General features: G+C 34.5%; 21 protein-coding genes. 8 read left to right on the plus strand and 13 right to left on the minus strand.

Annotated elements, in window-relative coordinates; genetic code table 11:
• Nucleotides 1-144: 144 nt before the first annotated feature.
• The 3 genes from FJR47_RS08510 to FJR47_RS08520 are packed head-to-tail and all read left to right on the plus strand — an operon-like array spanning nt 145 to nt 2,088.
• Nucleotides 145-546, plus strand: a complete 402-nt coding sequence (locus FJR47_RS08510; RefSeq protein WP_152300014.1) for a TOBE domain-containing protein — start codon at nt 145-147, stop codon at nt 544-546.
• Entirely contained in the window at nt 539-1,234 is a 696-nt protein-coding gene (modB, locus tag FJR47_RS08515; protein WP_152300015.1) for a molybdate ABC transporter permease subunit, read from the plus strand. The genes FJR47_RS08510 and modB overlap by 8 nt, the downstream gene beginning before the upstream one ends.
• A complete protein-coding gene (locus FJR47_RS08520) occupies nt 1,231-2,088 on the plus strand; it encodes an ABC transporter ATP-binding protein (protein ID WP_152300016.1) in 858 nt (285 codons plus the stop codon). The genes modB and FJR47_RS08520 overlap by 4 nt, the downstream gene beginning before the upstream one ends.
• A 6-nt stretch (nt 2,089-2,094) precedes the next feature.
• Here the strand turns inward: FJR47_RS08520 and FJR47_RS08525 are convergent, their stop codons facing one another.
• Genes FJR47_RS08525 through FJR47_RS08550 form a run of 6 tightly spaced genes read right to left on the minus strand, consistent with a single transcriptional unit; the run spans nt 2,095 to nt 8,227 of the window.
• Entirely contained in the window at nt 2,095-2,409 is a 315-nt protein-coding gene (locus tag FJR47_RS08525; RefSeq protein WP_152300017.1) for a cupin domain-containing protein, read from the minus strand.
• A complete protein-coding gene (gene amrB, locus FJR47_RS08530) occupies nt 2,402-3,193 on the minus strand; it encodes an AmmeMemoRadiSam system protein B (RefSeq protein ID WP_152300018.1) in 792 nt (263 codons plus the stop codon). The genes FJR47_RS08525 and amrB overlap by 8 nt, the downstream gene beginning before the upstream one ends.
• A gap of 24 nt (nt 3,194-3,217) precedes the next feature.
• Nucleotides 3,218-3,790 carry an AmmeMemoRadiSam system protein A gene (gene amrA / locus FJR47_RS08535; RefSeq protein ID WP_152300019.1) on the minus strand — a complete coding sequence of 191 codons (573 nt, stop codon included), beginning with the start codon at nt 3,788-3,790 and terminating at the stop codon, nt 3,218-3,220.
• A 55-nt stretch (nt 3,791-3,845) separates the two neighbouring features.
• Nucleotides 3,846-5,054, minus strand: a complete 1,209-nt coding sequence (locus FJR47_RS08540; protein WP_152300020.1) for a cation:proton antiporter — start codon at nt 5,052-5,054, stop codon at nt 3,846-3,848.
• Between the two features lie 6 nt (nt 5,055-5,060).
• A complete protein-coding gene (locus FJR47_RS08545) occupies nt 5,061-5,930 on the minus strand; it encodes a TIGR01777 family oxidoreductase (RefSeq protein WP_152300021.1) in 870 nt (289 codons plus the stop codon).
• A gap of 59 nt (nt 5,931-5,989) precedes the next feature.
• A complete protein-coding gene (locus FJR47_RS08550; RefSeq protein WP_152300022.1) occupies nt 5,990-8,227 on the minus strand; it encodes an AAA family ATPase in 2,238 nt (745 codons plus the stop codon).
• 199 nt (nt 8,228-8,426) lie between these two features.
• Here FJR47_RS08550 and FJR47_RS08555 point away from each other — a divergent pair, with 199 nt between their 5' ends.
• On the plus strand, nt 8,427-9,134 hold the full coding sequence (locus FJR47_RS08555) for an SDR family NAD(P)-dependent oxidoreductase (RefSeq protein ID WP_188093718.1): 708 nt from the start codon (nt 8,427-8,429) through the stop codon (nt 9,132-9,134).
• A gap of 118 nt (nt 9,135-9,252) precedes the next feature.
• Here FJR47_RS08555 and FJR47_RS08560 read toward each other — a convergent pair whose 3' ends face one another.
• The 4 genes from FJR47_RS08560 to FJR47_RS08575 form a co-directional block, all read right to left on the minus strand.
• The gene (locus FJR47_RS08560) at nt 9,253-9,699 is read right to left on the minus strand and encodes a hypothetical protein (protein ID WP_152300024.1); all 447 of its coding nucleotides are present in this window, start codon (nt 9,697-9,699) and stop codon (nt 9,253-9,255) included.
• Nucleotides 9,700-9,756: 57 nt separating this feature from the next.
• Nucleotides 9,757-10,524, minus strand: coding sequence for a DpnI domain-containing protein (locus FJR47_RS08565; RefSeq protein WP_152300025.1), 768 nt, complete (start codon nt 10,522-10,524; stop codon nt 9,757-9,759).
• A gap of 25 nt (nt 10,525-10,549) precedes the next feature.
• Nucleotides 10,550-11,431, minus strand: a complete 882-nt coding sequence (glyQ, locus tag FJR47_RS08570) for a glycine--tRNA ligase subunit alpha (RefSeq protein ID WP_152300026.1) — start codon at nt 11,429-11,431, stop codon at nt 10,550-10,552.
• Nucleotides 11,432-11,507: 76 nt separating this feature from the next.
• Nucleotides 11,508-12,188 carry a MerR family transcriptional regulator gene (locus FJR47_RS08575; protein WP_152300027.1) on the minus strand — a complete coding sequence of 227 codons (681 nt, stop codon included), beginning with the start codon at nt 12,186-12,188 and terminating at the stop codon, nt 11,508-11,510.
• 99 nt (nt 12,189-12,287) lie between these two features.
• Between FJR47_RS08575 and FJR47_RS08580 the strand changes: the two genes are divergently transcribed.
• Complete coding sequence (locus FJR47_RS08580; protein ID WP_152300028.1) at nt 12,288-12,818, plus strand: carboxymuconolactone decarboxylase family protein; 531 nt, start codon at nt 12,288-12,290, stop codon at nt 12,816-12,818.
• Nucleotides 12,819-12,824: 6 nt separating this feature from the next.
• Here the strand turns inward: FJR47_RS08580 and FJR47_RS08585 are convergent, their stop codons facing one another.
• The 3 genes from FJR47_RS08585 to FJR47_RS08595 all read right to left on the minus strand — a co-directional run bounded on the left by FJR47_RS08585 (nt 12,825) and on the right by FJR47_RS08595 (nt 15,618).
• Nucleotides 12,825-13,682: a damage-control phosphatase ARMT1 family protein gene (locus FJR47_RS08585; protein ID WP_152300029.1), complete on the minus strand. Its 858-nt coding sequence runs from the start codon at nt 13,680-13,682 to the stop codon at nt 12,825-12,827.
• Nucleotides 13,683-13,739: 57 nt separating this feature from the next.
• Nucleotides 13,740-14,237: a 5-(carboxyamino)imidazole ribonucleotide mutase gene (gene purE / locus FJR47_RS08590; protein WP_152300030.1), complete on the minus strand. Its 498-nt coding sequence runs from the start codon at nt 14,235-14,237 to the stop codon at nt 13,740-13,742.
• A gap of 88 nt (nt 14,238-14,325) precedes the next feature.
• Nucleotides 14,326-15,618, minus strand: coding sequence for a peptidase U32 family protein (locus FJR47_RS08595; RefSeq protein ID WP_152300031.1), 1,293 nt, complete (start codon nt 15,616-15,618; stop codon nt 14,326-14,328).
• Nucleotides 15,619-15,722: 104 nt separating this feature from the next.
• On the opposite strand from FJR47_RS08595, the gene FJR47_RS08600 reads away from it, so the two are divergent.
• The 3 genes from FJR47_RS08600 (at nt 15,723) to trxB (ending at nt 18,074) form a co-directional block, all read left to right on the plus strand.
• The gene (locus FJR47_RS08600) at nt 15,723-16,502 is read left to right on the plus strand and encodes a histidinol-phosphatase (protein ID WP_152300032.1); all 780 of its coding nucleotides are present in this window, start codon (nt 15,723-15,725) and stop codon (nt 16,500-16,502) included.
• Between the two features lie 76 nt (nt 16,503-16,578).
• Complete coding sequence (gene trxA / locus FJR47_RS08605) at nt 16,579-16,899, plus strand: thioredoxin (protein ID WP_152300033.1); 321 nt, start codon at nt 16,579-16,581, stop codon at nt 16,897-16,899.
• A 230-nt stretch (nt 16,900-17,129) separates the two neighbouring features.
• On the plus strand, nt 17,130-18,074 hold the full coding sequence (gene trxB / locus FJR47_RS08610; protein WP_152300034.1) for a thioredoxin-disulfide reductase: 945 nt from the start codon (nt 17,130-17,132) through the stop codon (nt 18,072-18,074).
• The last annotated feature ends 10 nt before the right edge of the window (nt 18,075-18,084 follow it).

Here is an 18,084-nt window from a genome sequence, read left to right on the forward strand (position 1 = left end):
TTTCCTTTAATTTTTTATAGACATTATAACACATTTAAGTTATTTCTTGATTTCAAAATCTCAATAAACATATCTTTATCGTTTTGTATTTTAGTTGGTTTTTTATGTTATTATTCAAATAGAATATAAAAAAGATAAAAGATAATGAACACTATAGAAGCCAAAGTTAAAGAGATACAGAGTGTTGAAAATTTAAATATTGTAAAATTTGATTTTCACAAAACAACACTTATTATGATGAGCTTAGAACTTAATAAAGATGTTAAAATTGAATCAAAAATAAAACTTTCTACAAAATCAACGCATATTGGCATCGCCAAATCTTTTAACGGCGATATAAGCTACTCAAATCAACTTAAAGCGAAAATTATAAATATCGACAGCGGAAAACTGCTAAGCAGTGTAACTGTCAAAGTTTATGACAGTTTGCTTGAGTCCATAATCACAAAAGAATCGTGTCAAAAAATGAATTTACAAGTAGGAGAAACTATAACAGTTTTTATAGAAGCAAATGAGCTCTCTATACTGGAGATTTTAAATGATTGAATCTTTTCAAAATATAGAATTTGAACCATTTTTACTCTCTTTTAAATTAGCCGGCATAACAACAATTATACTTTTTATTTTATCCTTACCTCTTGCTTGGTACTTATCGCAGACTAAATCAAAACTCAAACCTTTTATTGAGGCTACAACTGCTCTGCCCATTGTTTTACCACCATCAGTTTTAGGTTTTTATATACTTTTCTCACTCTCTCATAACTCTCCGCTTGGAGCTTTTTTTGAAGATACCTTTGGCATAAAACTTGTATTTAACTTTACCGGTCTTGTAATCGCAAGCTGTTTCTACTCTTTGCCTTTTATGGTTCAACCGCTTCAAAGCGGTTTCGAATCTATCAATAAAAATATTCTTGAAGCATCATATATAAGCGGAAAAAATAAATTTGAGACTATTCTAAAAGTAGCTCTTCCAAATATGAAACCTTCGCTTATAACAGCTATTATTGTGACTTTTGCCCATACGGTTGGAGAATTTGGGGTTGTGCTAATGGTTGGGGGAAGCATATCAGGAGAGACAAAAGTAGCATCTGTAGCAATATATGAAATGGTTGAGATTATGGACTACACATCTGCTCATATCTATAGTGCCATTATGTTGATAATAAGCTTTTTTGTACTTCTTGGAGTCTATGCTTTTAACCGAAAACAAAAATTTTCCGGATTTATAAAATGATAAATATAGATATAAACAAAAGACTTCACGGCATCCAAACAAATATGCTCCTAGAGATAAAACTCGACATAAAAACCGGTGATTTTGTGGCGCTTGCAGGACAAAGCGGAAGCGGAAAAACAACACTTTTAAGAATACTTGCCGGATTAGAAGATGCTAACGGCGAATTAAAAATAGGTAATGATTTTTGGCTAAAAGATAAATTTGCTCTCAGCGCACAAAAAAGAGGAATCGGTTTTGTTTTTCAGGATTATGCACTTTTTGCAAATATGAGCGTTATTGAAAACCTTCTTTTTGTATCCAAAAACAGAGAGTTAGCCCAGCATCTTTTAGAGATAACAGAACTTAGTAAACTAAAAGATAGATATCCAAACACCTTAAGCGGCGGACAGAAACAAAGAGTTGCTCTTTGCCGTGCTTTGATGAACAGGCCAAAACTGCTTTTAATGGATGAACCGCTCTCCGCGCTTGATCCTTATATGAGAACGAAACTCCAAAATGAGATTCTTTCACTCCATCATGAATTTAAAACAACCACCATTATGGTAAGTCATGACCCAAGCGAAATATATAAACTCGCTTCGCGTGTTGTAGTTTTGCAAAATGGAAAAATCATAAATGATGGAACACCAAAAGATGTTTTACTGCGAACTCACGGAAGTCAAAAATTCTCTTTTGAGGGAGAAATACTCGACATAATAAAGGTTGATGTTATTTTTATAGCTGTTATCGCGATAGCAAATCAACTTGTTGAAGTGGTGGTAAGTCAAGATGAAGCTAAAAACTTAAAAGTTGGAAATATCGTCAACATTGGCACAAAGGCATTTAGCCCTACAATTACATCAATAAAGTAATTTTTTTTAGTAATGAACTGCAAGCCAAATAGTGTCTTCATCTGGCTTTGTCCATGAAACCCTATGTTTTTTATGCGCAGGAATATTGATAAAATCTCCGGCAAAAAGTTTAACGCTTGCTTCATCTTCAAATGATATAACAGCTTCCCCCTGAAGCAAAATAACCCACTCATCATTGGTTTGATTATACCACTCAAATTGACTGCTTTTATGTCCATGTGAAATAATTCTTTCTATTTTAATCCCATTTTTTGAGATAAGCTCTTCAAAAAATTCATTTTCTGATGGTTTAGGAATATTTTTAAATATATTTTTACTCATATAAACATGCGCTCACATATCCGACGACACTCTCTGTGTCTCCACTGGCATCTGCACTAGTTCTATAATCAAGCAAAAGAGAGTTTAATCCAAGTCTTTTAGCGCTCAGCAATAAAGCCTCTACACCCAATATACCACATGCTTCACAACCTTTTTGAAGTTTTTTTATTTCAATATTTTCAATTGCTTCAAGACAAATATTGTCCAATCTTACAGCATTACTAAGGGTATGAAAATGACTTAAATCAGTGCTTATTATAACTCCGCAATCCTCTTCTTTTAAAACAAAATCTATGATTTTAGATAAACTCTCAGCATCTGCATATGAATAAACCAACTCTATTATCTCTGCATCTTCAATATAGTGTTTTATAAAAGGGAATTGGACTTCCGTGCTGTGTTCCATGTGTGCCTGAGAAGTGCATGAAAGAGAAAACTGCTCTTTTATTTTCTGCAGCAAAAAATTTGAACTCCCTATATCTCCAAAAGGTGTTTCATAAGAGCTGAAACCACATAAAGAGACTCCCTCAAATGCCATTTTATGAGATGGTCCGATTACAACAAGCTTTTTTATTTTACTTTTTTGCAAAATTCTATACGCTATATTTGCAGTATATCCAGAATAAATATACCCTGCATGCGGAACTATCAAAGCTTTTATTTTTTTAACAGCCGGTAAAGTTTTTTCTTCATCATAAACTGCACTAAAATGTTCAAAATATCTCTCTATTTCAACAGCTCTTGCCGGATAAAAAGAACCCTCTACACTCATTTTTCGTTTCATTTTAAACTCCCTCGATTTTCACTGTTAAAGCGATAAAATATCATCAAATTTTTTCTCTATGGCATCAACATGATATCTATATATAATTGGATGCTCTTGATACACCAATGGAGTCAGGCCTGCTTTTATGCTTAAATGCTCTAAAAACTCTTTTGGAGATTTTATCTGCTCCCAAACCTGAGGCAAAAAAGTTCCTTGGTGACCGTTGTGATTTAAAATAAGTCCGTCTATATCAGGATTCACTTTTGTAAGCAGATCATCAAAATCATCATACTCTAAAATTTCAGGTTTGCTGAGAACTGAAACCTCCAAGGATATATTTGGAAATTCCCTTTCATTAAGAGGATGAAATCTTGGGTCATGAAATGCTGCAGAAACTGCATTTTGAACAAGATCATCATAAAGTGAACGATGCGCAATTATTGAACCTATACACCCGCGAAGATGATGACTATGTTCTATTGTTACAAATGTCGCCCCCTCCTTTTTTAAAAACGGATAGTCTCTAAAAAGAGATTCTTTATCAAGTGTATAAGAATTATTAAATTCGTGGAGGATCGCAGTTTTGGCGATTTGCAGTAATATAGGGTCCAACATCTTAACTCCCTTTTTAGCCTTTTAATTATTTTACAATTATAAACTTTATAAATAACTAAATTACATTTTTATACATTTCTCCGCTTTTTTTGAGTGCAAACTTTGTCATAAACGGACCGACAACTTCATGGATAAGTGTCGCCGCAATAACAATATTTAAAAGCGTGGGGGCTAATGACTCAAACCCACTTTGATTTTGCAATGAGAGTACTAAACCTATAGCTATTCCTGCTTGCGGCATAAGAGCCAATCCCAAATATTTTTTTATTTCTTGGCTGCTTTTAGAAACAAAAGCTCCAACATAACTTCCCCCGACTTTTCCAAAAAATCTTAATAAAACATATGCTCCTATAGCCAAAGGGAGAGAGAAAAGTGCTTCTAATTTTAGATGCATGGCAGAGATAATAAAAAAAAGCATAAAAATAATCTCAGCCAAATGGTTGTCAATCTCCTCTTCGACTATATCAAAATCTTTGGAAATATTTGTCATTACTATTCCCATAACCATAGCGCTTAAAAGCGGCTCCAACCCCCAAAATTCGCTAAGACTGTAAACAATAAATATCAATCCTAATGTAGATATGGTCTCCATTCCTTTATGATGCGCAAAAAGTTTTTCAAAACTTTTATTTATAAAAGCAGCTACTACTCCTAAAAAAGCACTAAAAGTTATAAGAAAAAGTGCATTGGCAATATTTTCCCAACTATAAATATCACTTCCCATAAGCGTAAGACTTACAGTAAGTGCTAAAGAGAATATAATCAAAGAGACGGCATCATCCGCAGCTACAACGGCAAGAAGCGTTGAAATAAAAATGCCTTTAGCACGAAATTCATGTACAACTGCAAGAGGCGTAGCAGGAGCTGTTGCAGTTGCAATGCCTCCTAAAATTAAAGCTGTTACTATCGTTTGAGTAATGGAAAAACCAAAAAAATCACCTATAAAAATAAAGCCTAAGGTTACAACAACAAATGTAGTCATAGATTGAAAAAGAGTTATAGAAACAATCTCTTTTGCATGTCCGTTAAGATTTGATATTTTAAGCGTTGCACCCGCTAAAACAGCAATAATAGAAAGTGCCAAATTTGTAATAATATGAGAATTTTCCACAAAATAATAAGGTATAATTCCCAAAATTTCAGGACCGACAACTAAACCGGCTATCAAATAACCTACTACTTTTGGAACATACAATGTTGAACTAAAGCGCTCAACAAGAGCGCCAAGTACAAAAAGAAAACCTATATATAGAAGTGTTTCCATAAATTATTATACAATGCTCTTAAGCGCATCTTCAAATTTTTCATAATGAAACTTAAACCCATGTTCAAGCAATTTTGTAGGGTAAGCCTCTTTTGAATCAAGAACAACATGCGCACCCTCTCCAAAAATCAATTTAACTAAAAAAGCAGGAACACAAAAGAATGAAGGGCGATTTAAAACTTTGCCTAAAATTTTTGTCTGCTCATTGTTTGAGAGAGGATAAGGCGTTGTAAAATTCAAAGAACCTCTTATCTCAGGTGTTTTCATAATAAACTCAATAGCTCTTAGCAAATCATCGATATGTATCCATGAAACCATCTGCTCTCCGCTTCCTAATCTTCCCCCTACTCCCATCTTAAAAGGTGGCAGCATTTTTTGCATTGCTCCGCCCTCTTTGGCATAAATAACTCCAAATCGCATAATCGCCACTCTTACACCAAAATCTTCAGCTCTTAAAGCTTCAGCCTCCCAATCTTGGCAAAGCAAAGATAAAAAATCATCTGCAAAATTTTTAGAGTTATCATCGTGAGAGACATTTGATGCATATATCCCAACTGCAGAAGCGCTTAAAAAAAGTTTCGGCTTCTCTTTGCAAATCTCCATGGCATCAACAAGTTTTTTCGTAGTATCAATTCGGCTGCTATAGAGCTTTTTTTTATAATTATCACTCCATCTTGCAAGAATGGTTGTTCCGCTTAAGTTGATAATAATATCACTACTCTCCAACTGCTGTGCTATACTCTCCACACTTGTATTTTCTCGTACTTTTAAGCCAATCAATTCATTATGGTTTGCATTAAACAACTCTTCCAATTTTGAGCCGACTAAACCGCTTTTACCGCATATAACAATTTTCAGCTTATTACCTATCGACATTCAAAACTCCTTAAAACAGATATAGTTTTGATTATAAGTTTATGTTTATAAAAAAGTGCTTATAGTTCTAAAAAGACAGTATCTCTTCTTGTCACTTCAAACTTTTTACATGCACTCTCAAAAGCCATGCTTTCACCTATTAAAATACATTTATGCTTTGCCCTTGTAATAGCGGTGTAGAGTAGTTTTGTATTATGCATAATATAGTGAGAAAATGTCATTGGAATCACAACAATATCGTACTCCATGCCTTGAACTTTGTGAATAGTTAAAGCATAAGAGAGCATTAGATATGATTTTAACTCTTCATACTCATATACAACCACCACATCTTCATTCGGATAAAAAACGAACGCTTGTTCATCTTCCTCATCTATCCTAAAAAGAAGTCCGCTCATGCCGTTATAGATACGCCTTTGAGCGGAATCTTCACCGTTTTTAAACTCTTCACTGCTCCATGATGTCATATTTTCATTTTTAATATGGACTACTTTATCCATAAGTCTAAGTTCTAAAGTGCCTTTCTTTACACACTTTTTTGGATTTGGATTAAAGTACTCCTGCAAAATTTTGTTAAGATTATTTACACCCAGTGTTCCGCCCTTCATGGGAGTTATTACTTGAAAATAGTTTAAATACTCTTTTATCTGTTTGTTGTTAAGTCTATATCTTGCTTTCTCAATAGAATCTATAACTTTATGAACAATTTCTGCAATAATTTGTGCCGAGTTATTTTCCCTTATCTCTTGGAGTTCATTTTGTGAGAGCTGATTTTTAAGCGCATAATAGTTGCTGATGCTTACATCTATAAATTCAAAATCTTCATACCTCTTTTTATACTCCGGCACTATACCTTTTCGTATATCATTTGCTATAAGCGTAATTGCCTGCTCTTCACTCTGTCTATATATTTTTGTAAGCTTTACAATAGGTGCGAGCTCGAGAGTTAAAACATCACTCAAAATATTTCCCGCACCGATGGGAGGTAGCTGCGCATCATCTCCTACAATTATAATAATTGCATTTTTATTGATTTTTGAGATAAGTCTTGCAAAAAGAAAAGAATTTATCATGGAAGCTTCATCTATCAATACTACTGAGTATGGAAAATTATCTCTCTCTTCAAACTTCATCAACAACGACTGAATAGTTGCACTTTCATAACCGGTTGTATCAGCAATGCGCTGCGATGCTATACCGCTAAGAGCACATGTTATTATCTCTTTTGAATCATATTTTGTATTTAACAGATCAAGGATTGTTTTAGAAGTCGTACTCTTTCCCGTTCCCGCATATCCGACCAAAAAAAGCAATGAAGCACCCTCGTTTATCTTTTGCACAGCCTCTCTTTGCTGTTCACCGAGCTCAAGCTCATGCTCTTTTAAAAACATATCCAAATCTTTTACAAATCCGCCGCTGTCCTGATTTGTTCTTCTTTTAAACTCATCATATAAAAACTTCTCCGCGTCATAAAGACGCGCTGGAGATACTCTATCATTTTTCATCAAAACAATACTTCCCTCGCTCACTCTTTCAATAAGAGTGGCTTCATAAAGATAGTTTTTGTCGCTAAAAGTAAGAAGTTCATTAAGCTCGCCAAAAAGTATCTCTTTTGAAACACATGAGTTGCCCTGCTGCTCACAATAATTTAAAAGCACATAATCCATAGCCGAGCTTATACGGTTTTCATCATCTTTTTTCACACCCATCTTTAGAGCCAGTTCATCTGCTCTTTTAAAGCCGATTTGATTTATAGAAGTAAGAATATATGGATTGTTTTTTATTTTTGCACATGGTTCATCAACATCTCTCATAGATGTTGCAATAGTGGTCAAAAGCGTAGAGGAGACATCATATGGAGCTAAAAACTCCCCTATTTTTCGCATAGAACGAAACTTTTTCCATGATGTTTGAATTTTTTTAAGCCGCTTCTCTTTTATACCATTAAATTCTAATAATTTTTCTATATCGTTATCTAAAATATCAACCAGTTTTTCCGGACCAAAATGCTCAATCAATTCAGCAGAGAGCTTTTTTGTAAAACCTTTTACAATTTTATTTAAAAAGAAAAAAAGCTCATTTTGATTTACTTTTATATATTCAAACTTAAAGGTTTTACCATACTTTTTATGCTCATGCCAAACACCTCTTAATGTTACGGCAGAGCCTTTTATATGCTTTATATCGCTCTCATAATAAGAACCGCTGATCTTCTCACTTGTTTTTAAAATAGCTATAAAAAAACCATCTTCTTCAAAGAGTATTTTGTCAATCTGACCTATTAGAGTTTCGCTCAATATTTAAACCTATCTATTTTTGTATATGAACTGTGGATATTTTTACGAATATATTATGCCTTTATATAGCTAAAAAGTTAAAGATACATCTCTGTTTTGTATGCTTAATATGATTTTATCAGATTATCTATAATGATCTTAAATATCCAGACATCTTTTTATGTTACCATCACAATTCATTTATTTAAAGGGAAATACTATGCAAAATAAAACAATTTTAGTTACAGGTGCAAACGGCGGACTGGGAAATGCTTTTATAGAGGCTCTTTTGGAACAAAGCCCAAAAAAGATCTATGCGGCAGCAAGAGATATAAAGACTCTTGAGCATTTAAAAAACAGAAACAATATTGAACTTTTAGAGCTTGATATCACTGATGCTGCTTCAGTGCAGGCTGCAAAAGAGAGAGCAAATGATATCGATGTACTTATCAACAATGCAGGCGTCAACTCCAACGCAAGAGTTTTTGGCGCTAACTATCATGATCTGGAAGTAAATTACAAAGGTACGGCAAATCTCTGCAAAAGCTACTTTGAGTACGCAAAAGAGCATAAAATGCAGATTATCAATATCTCCTCCATTGCAGCTCTTTGCAATCTCCCGATTATGGCAGAATACTCCATCTCAAAAAGTGCTCTTCACTCCTTTACTCAGGCTTTGCGAGCAGAGCTAAAAGCTTATGGCAGCGAAGTATATGAGGTTTTCCCCGGACCAATTGATACAAGGTTGACAGAAGGCGCCGACATGCCAAAAGCAGACCCGATGGATGTAGCAAAAGAGGTCTTAAAGTGTGTTGCAAAGAGAGAGTTTGAGATATTTCCAGATGGCTTTGCAAAGATGATACAAGAGAGACTTATAGCCGACCCACAAGGGGTAGAAGCGGATTTTGCCATGTCGGTAGCGGGTTAAGGTTTTACACCTTAACTCTCTTGTTTATATATTCGCTTTATGCAAGAAAATACACACTATTTTTCTGCCGTGCCAAAAGGAGAATATTTGAACGACCTTATTTGGTACAAAACAAATATCAGCTTTTTTTAAATACGAACAAGTGTTCATTTAATATTTTCAGTGACTCTTCAAAACCTTCTGCCTTACCGCCGACAAATTCATTAAAACCGTACTCTTCTATTTCAACAGATTCACAAATATCTATTTTCCAAAGATTTCTGTACTCTTTCGCTGCTATCTCAATTTGTTTTAGAGCGTCTGCATAAACTATTTTTTCAATAAAACCTTTTGACATCAATTGCAATGTTTGTAAATCCAAATGTTGTAAATTTTCTACCAGCTTAAAGTCCTTAAATTCGTCATTATTCAGAACTTCATCAAGCATCTCTTGGGAAACCTCTACATCATATAACTCATCATCTTCATCAAAATTTATACAAACAATTTTAAATGGAAAGTAAAAAGATGAATTATCCAATAAGTATTTTAAAATTTTCAGCGCTAATTCTCTTGAAATGGGCATTTACTAACTCCTTTTTTGGATCTTAGCAAAAAAAGAATAGAAAACAAAGCGATGTATTTATTTTAATATATATTTTCCTAAACCCTCAAATTTTAAGTAATTTTTATCTCTTAAAACCTGAAGCTGCTGCCTGATTTTTGCTTTAATATTATTGTTGTCTGGATGTTTGAGTTTAAGATAAGTTTCAAATTGATAGATATCATGGAGCGTAAAATCTTTTCTATCAAGTTTTTCAATACATTTTAAAATATCAAGTATCCAACCTTTGGATTTAATATTATGAGACTCTTTTAAAAAACTTGTTTTACGCCACTCTTCTAAAATTTTATCTTTACTTTGTATCTTGGAATCTTTGACATAAAATATTTTACCGCTATTTGGAATAGTGTCGAGAAGAATATTGCATCCTACCCATCCCGCTCTTCTAGCTGTTGAAGAGAGCGGGTTTCGCTTTTCAATTATTTCTGGAATAAAAAAATGCTTGGGAATAACTATAAAATTAGAGATATCAAGAGTGTTTTTATCATAATTCAAAAAGAAGAAGTTAGGATTTGATTCACTTTGCAGGCGTTCAATCATCGTAGCATAAGCACCATCGACAATTTTTTTACCCATTTTGTCTTTTTTGCTTTTGAGTTCATAATCTTCGCTGCATTTAGGACAATAAAAATCAGCAACAGGCTTATTATTTTCATATTCACATATACTGCTGCCACAATTGGGACAATAGATAAATTCATTGACCCAATTTTCCGTTAAGACTCGTATTTTTTGTGAGTTACTATGGTAAATATCCGCTTTTGCTGAGTAAAGATTTAAACTCATTAATTTACCATTTTAAACATAATCTTTACGCCTTAACCCTCTTGCTTCTATCCTCTTCCTGCGCTTTATATAGCTCTGCGCATCCTTTGGATAGTTCACGGATTTTTAGGATGTAGTTTTGGCGCTCTGTTTGGCTGATTGCTTTTCTGGCATCAAGGATATTAAAAGTGTTTGCTGCCATCATACATAGGTCGTATGCGGGAAGAGGAAGTCCTGCTTCTAGTGCTTTTAAACACTCCTCACTTTTTGCGTTAAACTCTGCAAATAACATCGCCGTATCTGCTACTTCAAAGTTGTACTTGCTAAACTCTATCTCTGCCTCTTTGTGAACATCGCGATAGAGTGTTTTTCCGTGCTCATTTTCGCCCCAAACTATGTCAAAAACAGTATCCACGCCTTGCAGATACATGGCAAGTCTCTCTGTTCCGTAGGTTATCTCAACCGCTACGGGGCTGCACTCTATGCCGCCTACCTGTTGAAAATATGTAAATTGTGTCACTTCCATGCCGTTAAGCCAAACTTCCCAGCCAAGTCCCCAAGCACCGAGTGTAGGAGATTCCCAGTTATCTTCAACGAAGCGGATATCATGATTTTTTACATCAAGTCCGAGATACTCTAACGACTTTAGGTAAAGCTCTTGAATATTGTCGGGAGATGGTTTTATAAGCGCTTGAAACTGGTAGTAGCTCCCTAAACGGTTTGGATTTTCACCGTATCTTCCATCTGTCGGACGGCGAGAGGGTGCCACATAAGCAACTGACCATGGAGTAGAGTCCAGTGAACGCAAAAATGTAGCCGGATGAAATGTTCCCGCACCCGCAGGAATGTCGTAAGGCTGAACAATATTGCACCCCTGCTTCATCCAGAATTCTTGTAGTTTTAGTAACATCTCACTAAAAGTTATCATATTTTTTACCTTAATTTTATAAGTTTGCCAAGACTTCTCAAGTCAAATAGTTGCGCAATTATAGCAAAGCAATACTTTACTTTTTTAAAATCTCCTCCTTAAGCGCACTATGCATAACTTTATGCGTCGCACGATTAAAAATATACTCCTTAGCATTAAATAGAGTTTCAAACATAATTTTCCATAGTGTGGAAAAATTTTGATCATCCCGCATAGCGCAAAGCTCTTTTTGCATCTTATATTCAAGCTCTGCTAAAATTTTTGCATGGTGCACATACTTTTTTAAAATAGTATAATCAACTCCTATCTCTTGAAATTTTTTTACAAGATTTACAACAAAAGCTTCTTTTTGCGTAAAATCATCATCGCCAAGAGGCATCAAAATATCCTCATTTAGCAACTCATCTAAAAATAGAGTATCAATTTTATACTCTTTTATAAATGCTTTTTTTGTATAATGCTTTGTATCTTTTGAAATATTGCCAAGAGTCTGCATCAGAGGTGCTATCCTCGAAAAAGAACTTGAAAGTGACTGATTTTTATTTTGCAGTATTGTTTTTATCTGTTCATTTGAGCTTCCCATCTCCTGTTTCATATACTTTATATATTCTAGAAGCTCAATATGTTCATTGCTATATCTGTGAACATTTGATTTTAGCTTTTTTGCTTCTGGCAGCAAACCTTCCCTTATATAGTATAAAATTGTTGATTTTGGAATTTGGGTGCGCTTTACAACTTCTGATATTTTATATTCCATTTTTTTGCCTGTTTATTTTTATCTAAGAATTGTACTCTATAATTCTAAATGTTAAGTAGTACTTAACATTTTAAACACATTAGATAAAAAGAGGGGAAAATGGCGCATATTAAATTGCCGGAATTTGAAGAGATGGCTCCAAATATTCAAGAAAGAGCGCGTCCAATTTTAGAAAAAACAGGGGAACTTGGTGAAATATTTAAGCTAATGGCTGTGGATGAAAAGGTATATTTTGCTACCGATATGATGGTTCAAAACTATCTACTCAATGAAACAACACTTCCATATGATATCAAAGAAGCAATAGCGCTTTTGATTTCAATAGAAAATGGATGTAAAATGTGCGTTGATGTACATAAAAACATAGCAAAGATGCTGGGACTTTCTGAAGAAAAAATCGAGAAAATATTACATGGTGTTGATTCCGTAGATACAGATGAGAAAGGAAAATCTCTTCTAAGATTTTGTATCAGAGCCTCTCAAAAAGACAGCTATAAAATATTAAAAGAGGAGATTGACGCGTTAAAAGATTTAGGCTACAGCGATGTACAAATATTAGAAGCAGTCGCTATTACAGGCTATTTTAACTATATCAATACTCTTTCAAATGTTTTTGGATTAAGTCAGTAAAAATTTTTATATAACTTTACAGATAATATCGCCTACTTCTTTATTTAAAGAGGAGGCGACAACACCACACTTTACTTTCAGTAAAAAACAGATATCTTTTCTATGGGACGGGTACATACACTCATAATTTCCCATGCCTTTACTTATAACTAAATCAGCATTGTCAAAAAGTTTTTGTGAATAAGCATTTGCTCTATTGTAAACGAAACCAGGCGTATTTACACCGCTGTCTACCACTTCACAGATTTTTTCAAATCCGGCTTCTTTTGCTTCTTTGAGAGTAACATCATTTATAATAGGATTTCCCCTTACCATATAAGAGTATTTTATATCCGGATAAAGCTCTTTCAATGTTTCGATAAAGAGATAATCAAATATATGTTCACCAACATTATCTCCTATAATAAGAACTTTTTTAGCATTTTGCAGCTTCTCTTGAAGCAGATCGATATCATTATCAGCAAAGTGAGTATCAAATACTTTATCTAACTCCTCTTCCAGATCAAATCTTACAGCTGCTGCCAAATCTATAACATTTCCGGCTACTGCCATCTTTGTAGCTATTAAAAATTTATCTTTGGAATTTTGAAGCTTCTCTTTTAAAAACGGCACAAAAGAGAGCGCTTTTTTTGTTGATAACTCTTTGACCTCATCATACAAATCTGTTTTATGTGCAATTTTTGCCATTTTCTCATAAACGACAGATGCTACTTCTGGAGGAGTTTCATAAGGAGAAAAGGATTTGCTCATCTCTTTTACTGTAGAAGTTAATTCATTTGAGAGAGATGCAGAAGCATGTATTGCATCTGCAACTCTAACACTTTGATTTATAATACACTCAATACAAGCTTCTTCAATTTTCATATTATAAAACAGTTCCTATTTATTCACAGTTTTTTTTTAAAAAGTACTAACTGCACCCTAAGAAAGAATAGTCTCTATCTCCATTGAATCCATTTCAACTTTTTTAGCTTTTGCGATGCGGTCTTCTTTAAGTTTGATTGCAAGCTCTTCGTTATCAAGAGCTAAAATCTGCATAGCCAGATAAGCTGAATTTATCGCTCCTGCTTTTCCTATTGCTACAGTAGCAACAGGCATTCCAGCAGGCATCTGAACAGTAGAGAGAAGCGCATCAATTCCGCTAAGCGCAGATCCGCTCATAGGAACACCGATGATAGGTTTTACAGTTTTTGAAGATAAAACACCCGCTAAATGAGCAGCCATTCCAGCAGCAGCGATAAAAACTTGAGCGCCTTTTTTCTCCGCTTTTTCAATATACTCTTTCGTTCTTTCAGGTGAACGATGTGCTGAAGAGATAATCATCTCGTAACTAACGCCAAAAGCCTCTAATGTATCTGAACAAGACTTCATTACCTCATAATCACTCTTACTTCCTATCACAATTGAAACAAATTTCATTTTAGCATTCCCTTTATTTTTGATAATAAAATTATATCTCAGTTACTATTTTTAAATAATTAAAATTCAAAAATTTTATACATAAATTTTAGTTTTTCGGATAAGTTCCCATATCCGGATGAGAAGGAATTCTCAAAAAAGTATATGGCGGAAGTTTTGTTGGAAGTGTAATAGGATTTGTATTTCCACTATGAACTTCTTCCCAAATTTTATTATTTTCGGCTACAAGTTTTTTTAACTTCATATAAACTCTTCCCTCTCTCTCATAAGTCATGCCTATTTCATTATTTACAATCTCTATAGATGAGTGCAGTGGAGCTACTATCTCAAGCTCATCGCCGGGCAAAGTTTTATATTTACACAAAAAGTGTGTTCCCTCTTCATTTACTTGTCCTGTTACCTGATGCGTACCTAACTGCATAGTAAAATCCAGACTCTGCGTATCATGTTTCTCAAACGGTCTTGAGATTAGATAAGCATCCGTATATCCGCGATTTTGGAGAGAATTAAGTTCATACTGATACTTTTGAACATCATTTTCGCCTCTATAGTAATCATCAATCGCCATTCTGTAGGCTTTTGCAGTAACTGCCGCGTAATAAGCTGTTTTTGTACGCCCTTCAATCTTCAAAGAATCAACAGCTCCGCTGTCCAAAATCTCTTTAACATGCGAAGCAAGATTAAGATCTTTTGAGTTCATGATATAGGTTCCAACACCCTCATCCTCTTGAAGCTTAAAAAGTGTCCCTGTTTCTGGATTTGCCGCATATATCTCATATGGAAATCTGCAATCATTTGCACAGCTTCCTCGATTTGGAACACGCCCGCTTTGCAAAGTTGAGATAAGACATCTTCCGCTGTATGCAAAACACATCGAACCATGAACAAAAACCTCCAATTCCAAATCCGGAAGCTCTTTTTTGATCTCCACCAAATCTCTAAGAGAGATCTCTCTCGCTGTAATAATGCGAGTTGCTCCCATATCATAATAAATTTTTGCATCAAGCACATTCATAACATTTGCCTGGGTTGAGAGATGAAGCGGCATATGAGGCACCAATTCATGACAAAGCTTAAGCACACCCGGAGTCGCAACGATAAAAGCGTCAGGTCCAAGATCTGCCATTGCTAAAATATGTTTTTTTAGAAGATTTAATTGAGAATTAAAAGGAAAACCGTTTAGCGTTGCGTATACTTTTTTGCCGCGGGAGTGAGCATACTCGATACCCTCTGCAAACTCATCCATACTAAACTCTTTTCCAGAACGAATACGAAGAGAGAAGTGACTGACTCCGCCATATACAGCATCAGCACCAAAGTCAATCGCTATTTTTAATTTTTCCAGTGTCCCCGCCGGTGATAAAAGTTCTACTTTTTGCATCTGTCTCCAAATTGAGTTTAAAAATTATCTATATAATTATTTGCTAAATTTAATTTTTTAACATTATAATAACATAAAAATACATAAATATGGGAATTAATCCAATGATAGTCGACCTGCACAACCATACAAAACTCTGCAACCATGCAGAAGGAGAGATAGACGAGTATATAGAAAAAGCTATCAAATGCGGTATTAAATATTTTGGTTTTTCCGAGCATGCACCGATGAACTTTGACCAAAAATATCGTATTGGTTTTGAGCAGATGAAAGAGTATGAAGAGTCTGTTTTAAAAGCGAAAGAAAAATATAAAGAAAAAATAGAGATCTTTTTGGGATATGAAGTTGATTACCTAAAAAGTTATCTGGATAAAAGAGTTTTAAATGCCGATGTTGACTATCTTATTGGTTCCGTTCACTTTATAGAAGAGTGGGGATTTGACAATCCTGAATTTATCGGCAATTATGAAAATCAAGATATAGATGAGATATGGGAAAAATATTTTAATGCTATAGAGGAGATGGCAAAAAGCAGACTCTTTGATATAGTCGGTCACTTAGATCTTATAAAAATATTTAAATACATGCCGAAAAAAGATATAAATCAAATAGCAAAAAATGCACTTCTTGCTATCAAAGAAGCTGATATGTCAATAGAGATAAATGTTGCGGGATTCAGAAAACCTGTAGGTGAAGCATATCCCTCTTTATCTCTTTTAAAAGAGGCTAAAAAATTAGATATTGCCATAACTTTTGCTTCTGATGCACATAAACCCGAACAAGTCGGATTGTTTAGTGATAAAGTAATTGATATGGCAAAAAATGCAGGATATAACGAGTGCGTTATCTATCGAAAGAGAAAAAAAGAGTTTATAAAATTTTAGTACATATAATATAAAGCAATTTTAAAGAGTTAGACTTGTATAATAGTCCAACTTAAAATTGAAGAAGGAAATAACAATGGGTAAATATATAGAATTAACAAGTTCAGATTTTGAAGCAACTTTAAATGAAGGTGTCTCTTTAGTAGATTTCTGGGCACCTTGGTGCGGACCATGTCGTATGATCGCTCCAGTAATAGAAGAGTTGGCTGAGGATTATGACGGTAAAGCTAAAATATGTAAAGTAAATACTGATGAGGAGCAAGACATTGCTGTTAAGTTCGGTATCCGTTCTATCCCGACAATAATGTTCTTTAAAGATGGCAAAATGGTAGATCAAGTTGTTGGAGCACAATCAAAAGCTGCATTAGCAGAAAAAATTGACGCTTTATTAGCATAATATCTACATAAATCTCTTCTAGAAGCAACAGCCCACAAAGCTGTGCTTCTATACTCTTTCAATATATAAATTTTTAAACTTATAAAATATTCTAAGCATCTGTAAAATTTTATCTATTTTTTTTATATAAAAAATCAAAGTCTCTCTTTATAAACAAGATAGTATGATATTGCAACTAAATAACTGACCAAAAAGTTATTGATAAAAATTTAAAGAAAAAGGATATTTTCATGGTTTTAGATTGTGCTATTATCGGTGGTGGCCCGGCTGGATTAACAGCTGGATTATATGCAACACGCGGGGGATTAGAAAATGTGACCATGTTTGAAAAAGGTATGCCTGGCGGTCAAATAACCCAAAGTTCAGAGATAGAGAACTATCCAGGTGTTACAGGCGAGATAAGCGGCATGGATTTAATGATGCCATGGCCTGAACAGTGTCAAAAATTTGGTTTAAAACATGAGATGGTTGAAGTAAAACGCGTAAGCAAAGATGGCGATATATTTAAAATCCATAAAGAAGACGGCTCTACTACAGAAGCTCACAGCGTTATTGTTTGTACAGGTTCTTCTCCAAGACGCGCAGGATTTGCCGGTGAGGATGAGTTATTTGGAAAAGGCGTAAGTACATGCGCTACATGTGACGGATTTTTCTATAAAGGCAAAGAGGTGGCAGTCATCGGCGGAGGTGACACCGCACTTGAAGAAGCCCTCTACCTTGCTAAAATATGCTCTAAAGTATATCTTATCCATAGACGGGATGCTTTCCGTTCTGCTCCTAATACTATTGAAAGAGTTAAAAAAACTCAAAATATTGAACTTGTACTAAACACAACTCCTGAAGAAGTTTACGGAGACAATATGGGAGTTACCGGAATTCGTGTCAAAAATAAAGAGGGTGAAATTCGTGATATAAAAGTACCGGGTGTTTTTATTTTTGTAGGATATGATGTAAATAATCAAACTCTTATTCAAGAAGACGGAAGCTTCTTATGCGATACCAACAAGCAGGGAGAAGTAGTCGTTGATATAAGCATGAGAACATCTGTAAAAGGCCTTTTTGCAGCTGGTGATATGAGGATTGAAGCTCCAAAGCAGGTTATAAGTGCTGCGGGGGATGGCGCAGTTGCCGCTCTTCAAGCAATCTCATATGTTGATGAAAAATTAAATTCTTAAAGGATAGTTA

Origin of the sequence: Sulfurimonas xiamenensis (assembly GCF_009258045.1) — a bacterium.
Lineage (GTDB): Bacteria > Campylobacterota > Campylobacteria > Campylobacterales > Sulfurimonadaceae > Sulfurimonas > Sulfurimonas xiamenensis.

Excerpts from the sequence above, each read along its gene's own strand:
- FJR47_RS08540 (WP_152300020.1), bottom strand. The coding sequence starts at position 5,054 with ATGGAAACACTTCTATATATAGGTTTTCTTTTTGTACTTGGCGCTCTT.
- amrA (WP_152300019.1), bottom strand. The coding sequence starts at position 3,790 with ATGTTGGACCCTATATTACTGCAAATCGCCAAAACTGCGATCCTCCAC.
- glyQ (WP_152300026.1), bottom strand. The coding sequence starts at position 11,431 with ATGATAACTTTTAGTGAGATGTTACTAAAACTACAAGAATTCTGGATG.
- FJR47_RS08555 (WP_188093718.1), top strand. The coding sequence starts at position 8,427 with ATGCAAAATAAAACAATTTTAGTTACAGGTGCAAACGGCGGACTGGGA.
- amrB (WP_152300018.1), bottom strand. The coding sequence starts at position 3,193 with ATGAAACGAAAAATGAGTGTAGAGGGTTCTTTTTATCCGGCAAGAGCT.
- trxA (WP_152300033.1), top strand. The coding sequence starts at position 16,579 with ATGGGTAAATATATAGAATTAACAAGTTCAGATTTTGAAGCAACTTTA.
- FJR47_RS08585 (WP_152300029.1), bottom strand. The coding sequence starts at position 13,682 with ATGAAAATTGAAGAAGCTTGTATTGAGTGTATTATAAATCAAAGTGTT.
- FJR47_RS08545 (WP_152300021.1), bottom strand. The coding sequence starts at position 5,930 with ATGTCGATAGGTAATAAGCTGAAAATTGTTATATGCGGTAAAAGCGGT.
- FJR47_RS08575 (WP_152300027.1), bottom strand. The coding sequence starts at position 12,188 with ATGGAATATAAAATATCAGAAGTTGTAAAGCGCACCCAAATTCCAAAA.
- FJR47_RS08510 (WP_152300014.1), top strand. The coding sequence starts at position 145 with ATGAACACTATAGAAGCCAAAGTTAAAGAGATACAGAGTGTTGAAAAT.
- FJR47_RS08560 (WP_152300024.1), bottom strand. The coding sequence starts at position 9,699 with ATGCCCATTTCAAGAGAATTAGCGCTGAAAATTTTAAAATACTTATTG.
- purE (WP_152300030.1), bottom strand. The coding sequence starts at position 14,237 with ATGAAATTTGTTTCAATTGTGATAGGAAGTAAGAGTGATTATGAGGTA.
- FJR47_RS08565 (WP_152300025.1), bottom strand. The coding sequence starts at position 10,524 with ATGAGTTTAAATCTTTACTCAGCAAAAGCGGATATTTACCATAGTAAC.
- FJR47_RS08525 (WP_152300017.1), bottom strand. The coding sequence starts at position 2,409 with ATGAGTAAAAATATATTTAAAAATATTCCTAAACCATCAGAAAATGAA.
- FJR47_RS08600 (WP_152300032.1), top strand. The coding sequence starts at position 15,723 with ATGATAGTCGACCTGCACAACCATACAAAACTCTGCAACCATGCAGAA.
- trxB (WP_152300034.1), top strand. The coding sequence starts at position 17,130 with ATGGTTTTAGATTGTGCTATTATCGGTGGTGGCCCGGCTGGATTAACA.
- FJR47_RS08595 (WP_152300031.1), bottom strand. The coding sequence starts at position 15,618 with ATGCAAAAAGTAGAACTTTTATCACCGGCGGGGACACTGGAAAAATTA.
- FJR47_RS08580 (WP_152300028.1), top strand. The coding sequence starts at position 12,288 with ATGGCGCATATTAAATTGCCGGAATTTGAAGAGATGGCTCCAAATATT.
- modB (WP_152300015.1), top strand. The coding sequence starts at position 539 with ATGATTGAATCTTTTCAAAATATAGAATTTGAACCATTTTTACTCTCT.
- FJR47_RS08520 (WP_152300016.1), top strand. The coding sequence starts at position 1,231 with ATGATAAATATAGATATAAACAAAAGACTTCACGGCATCCAAACAAAT.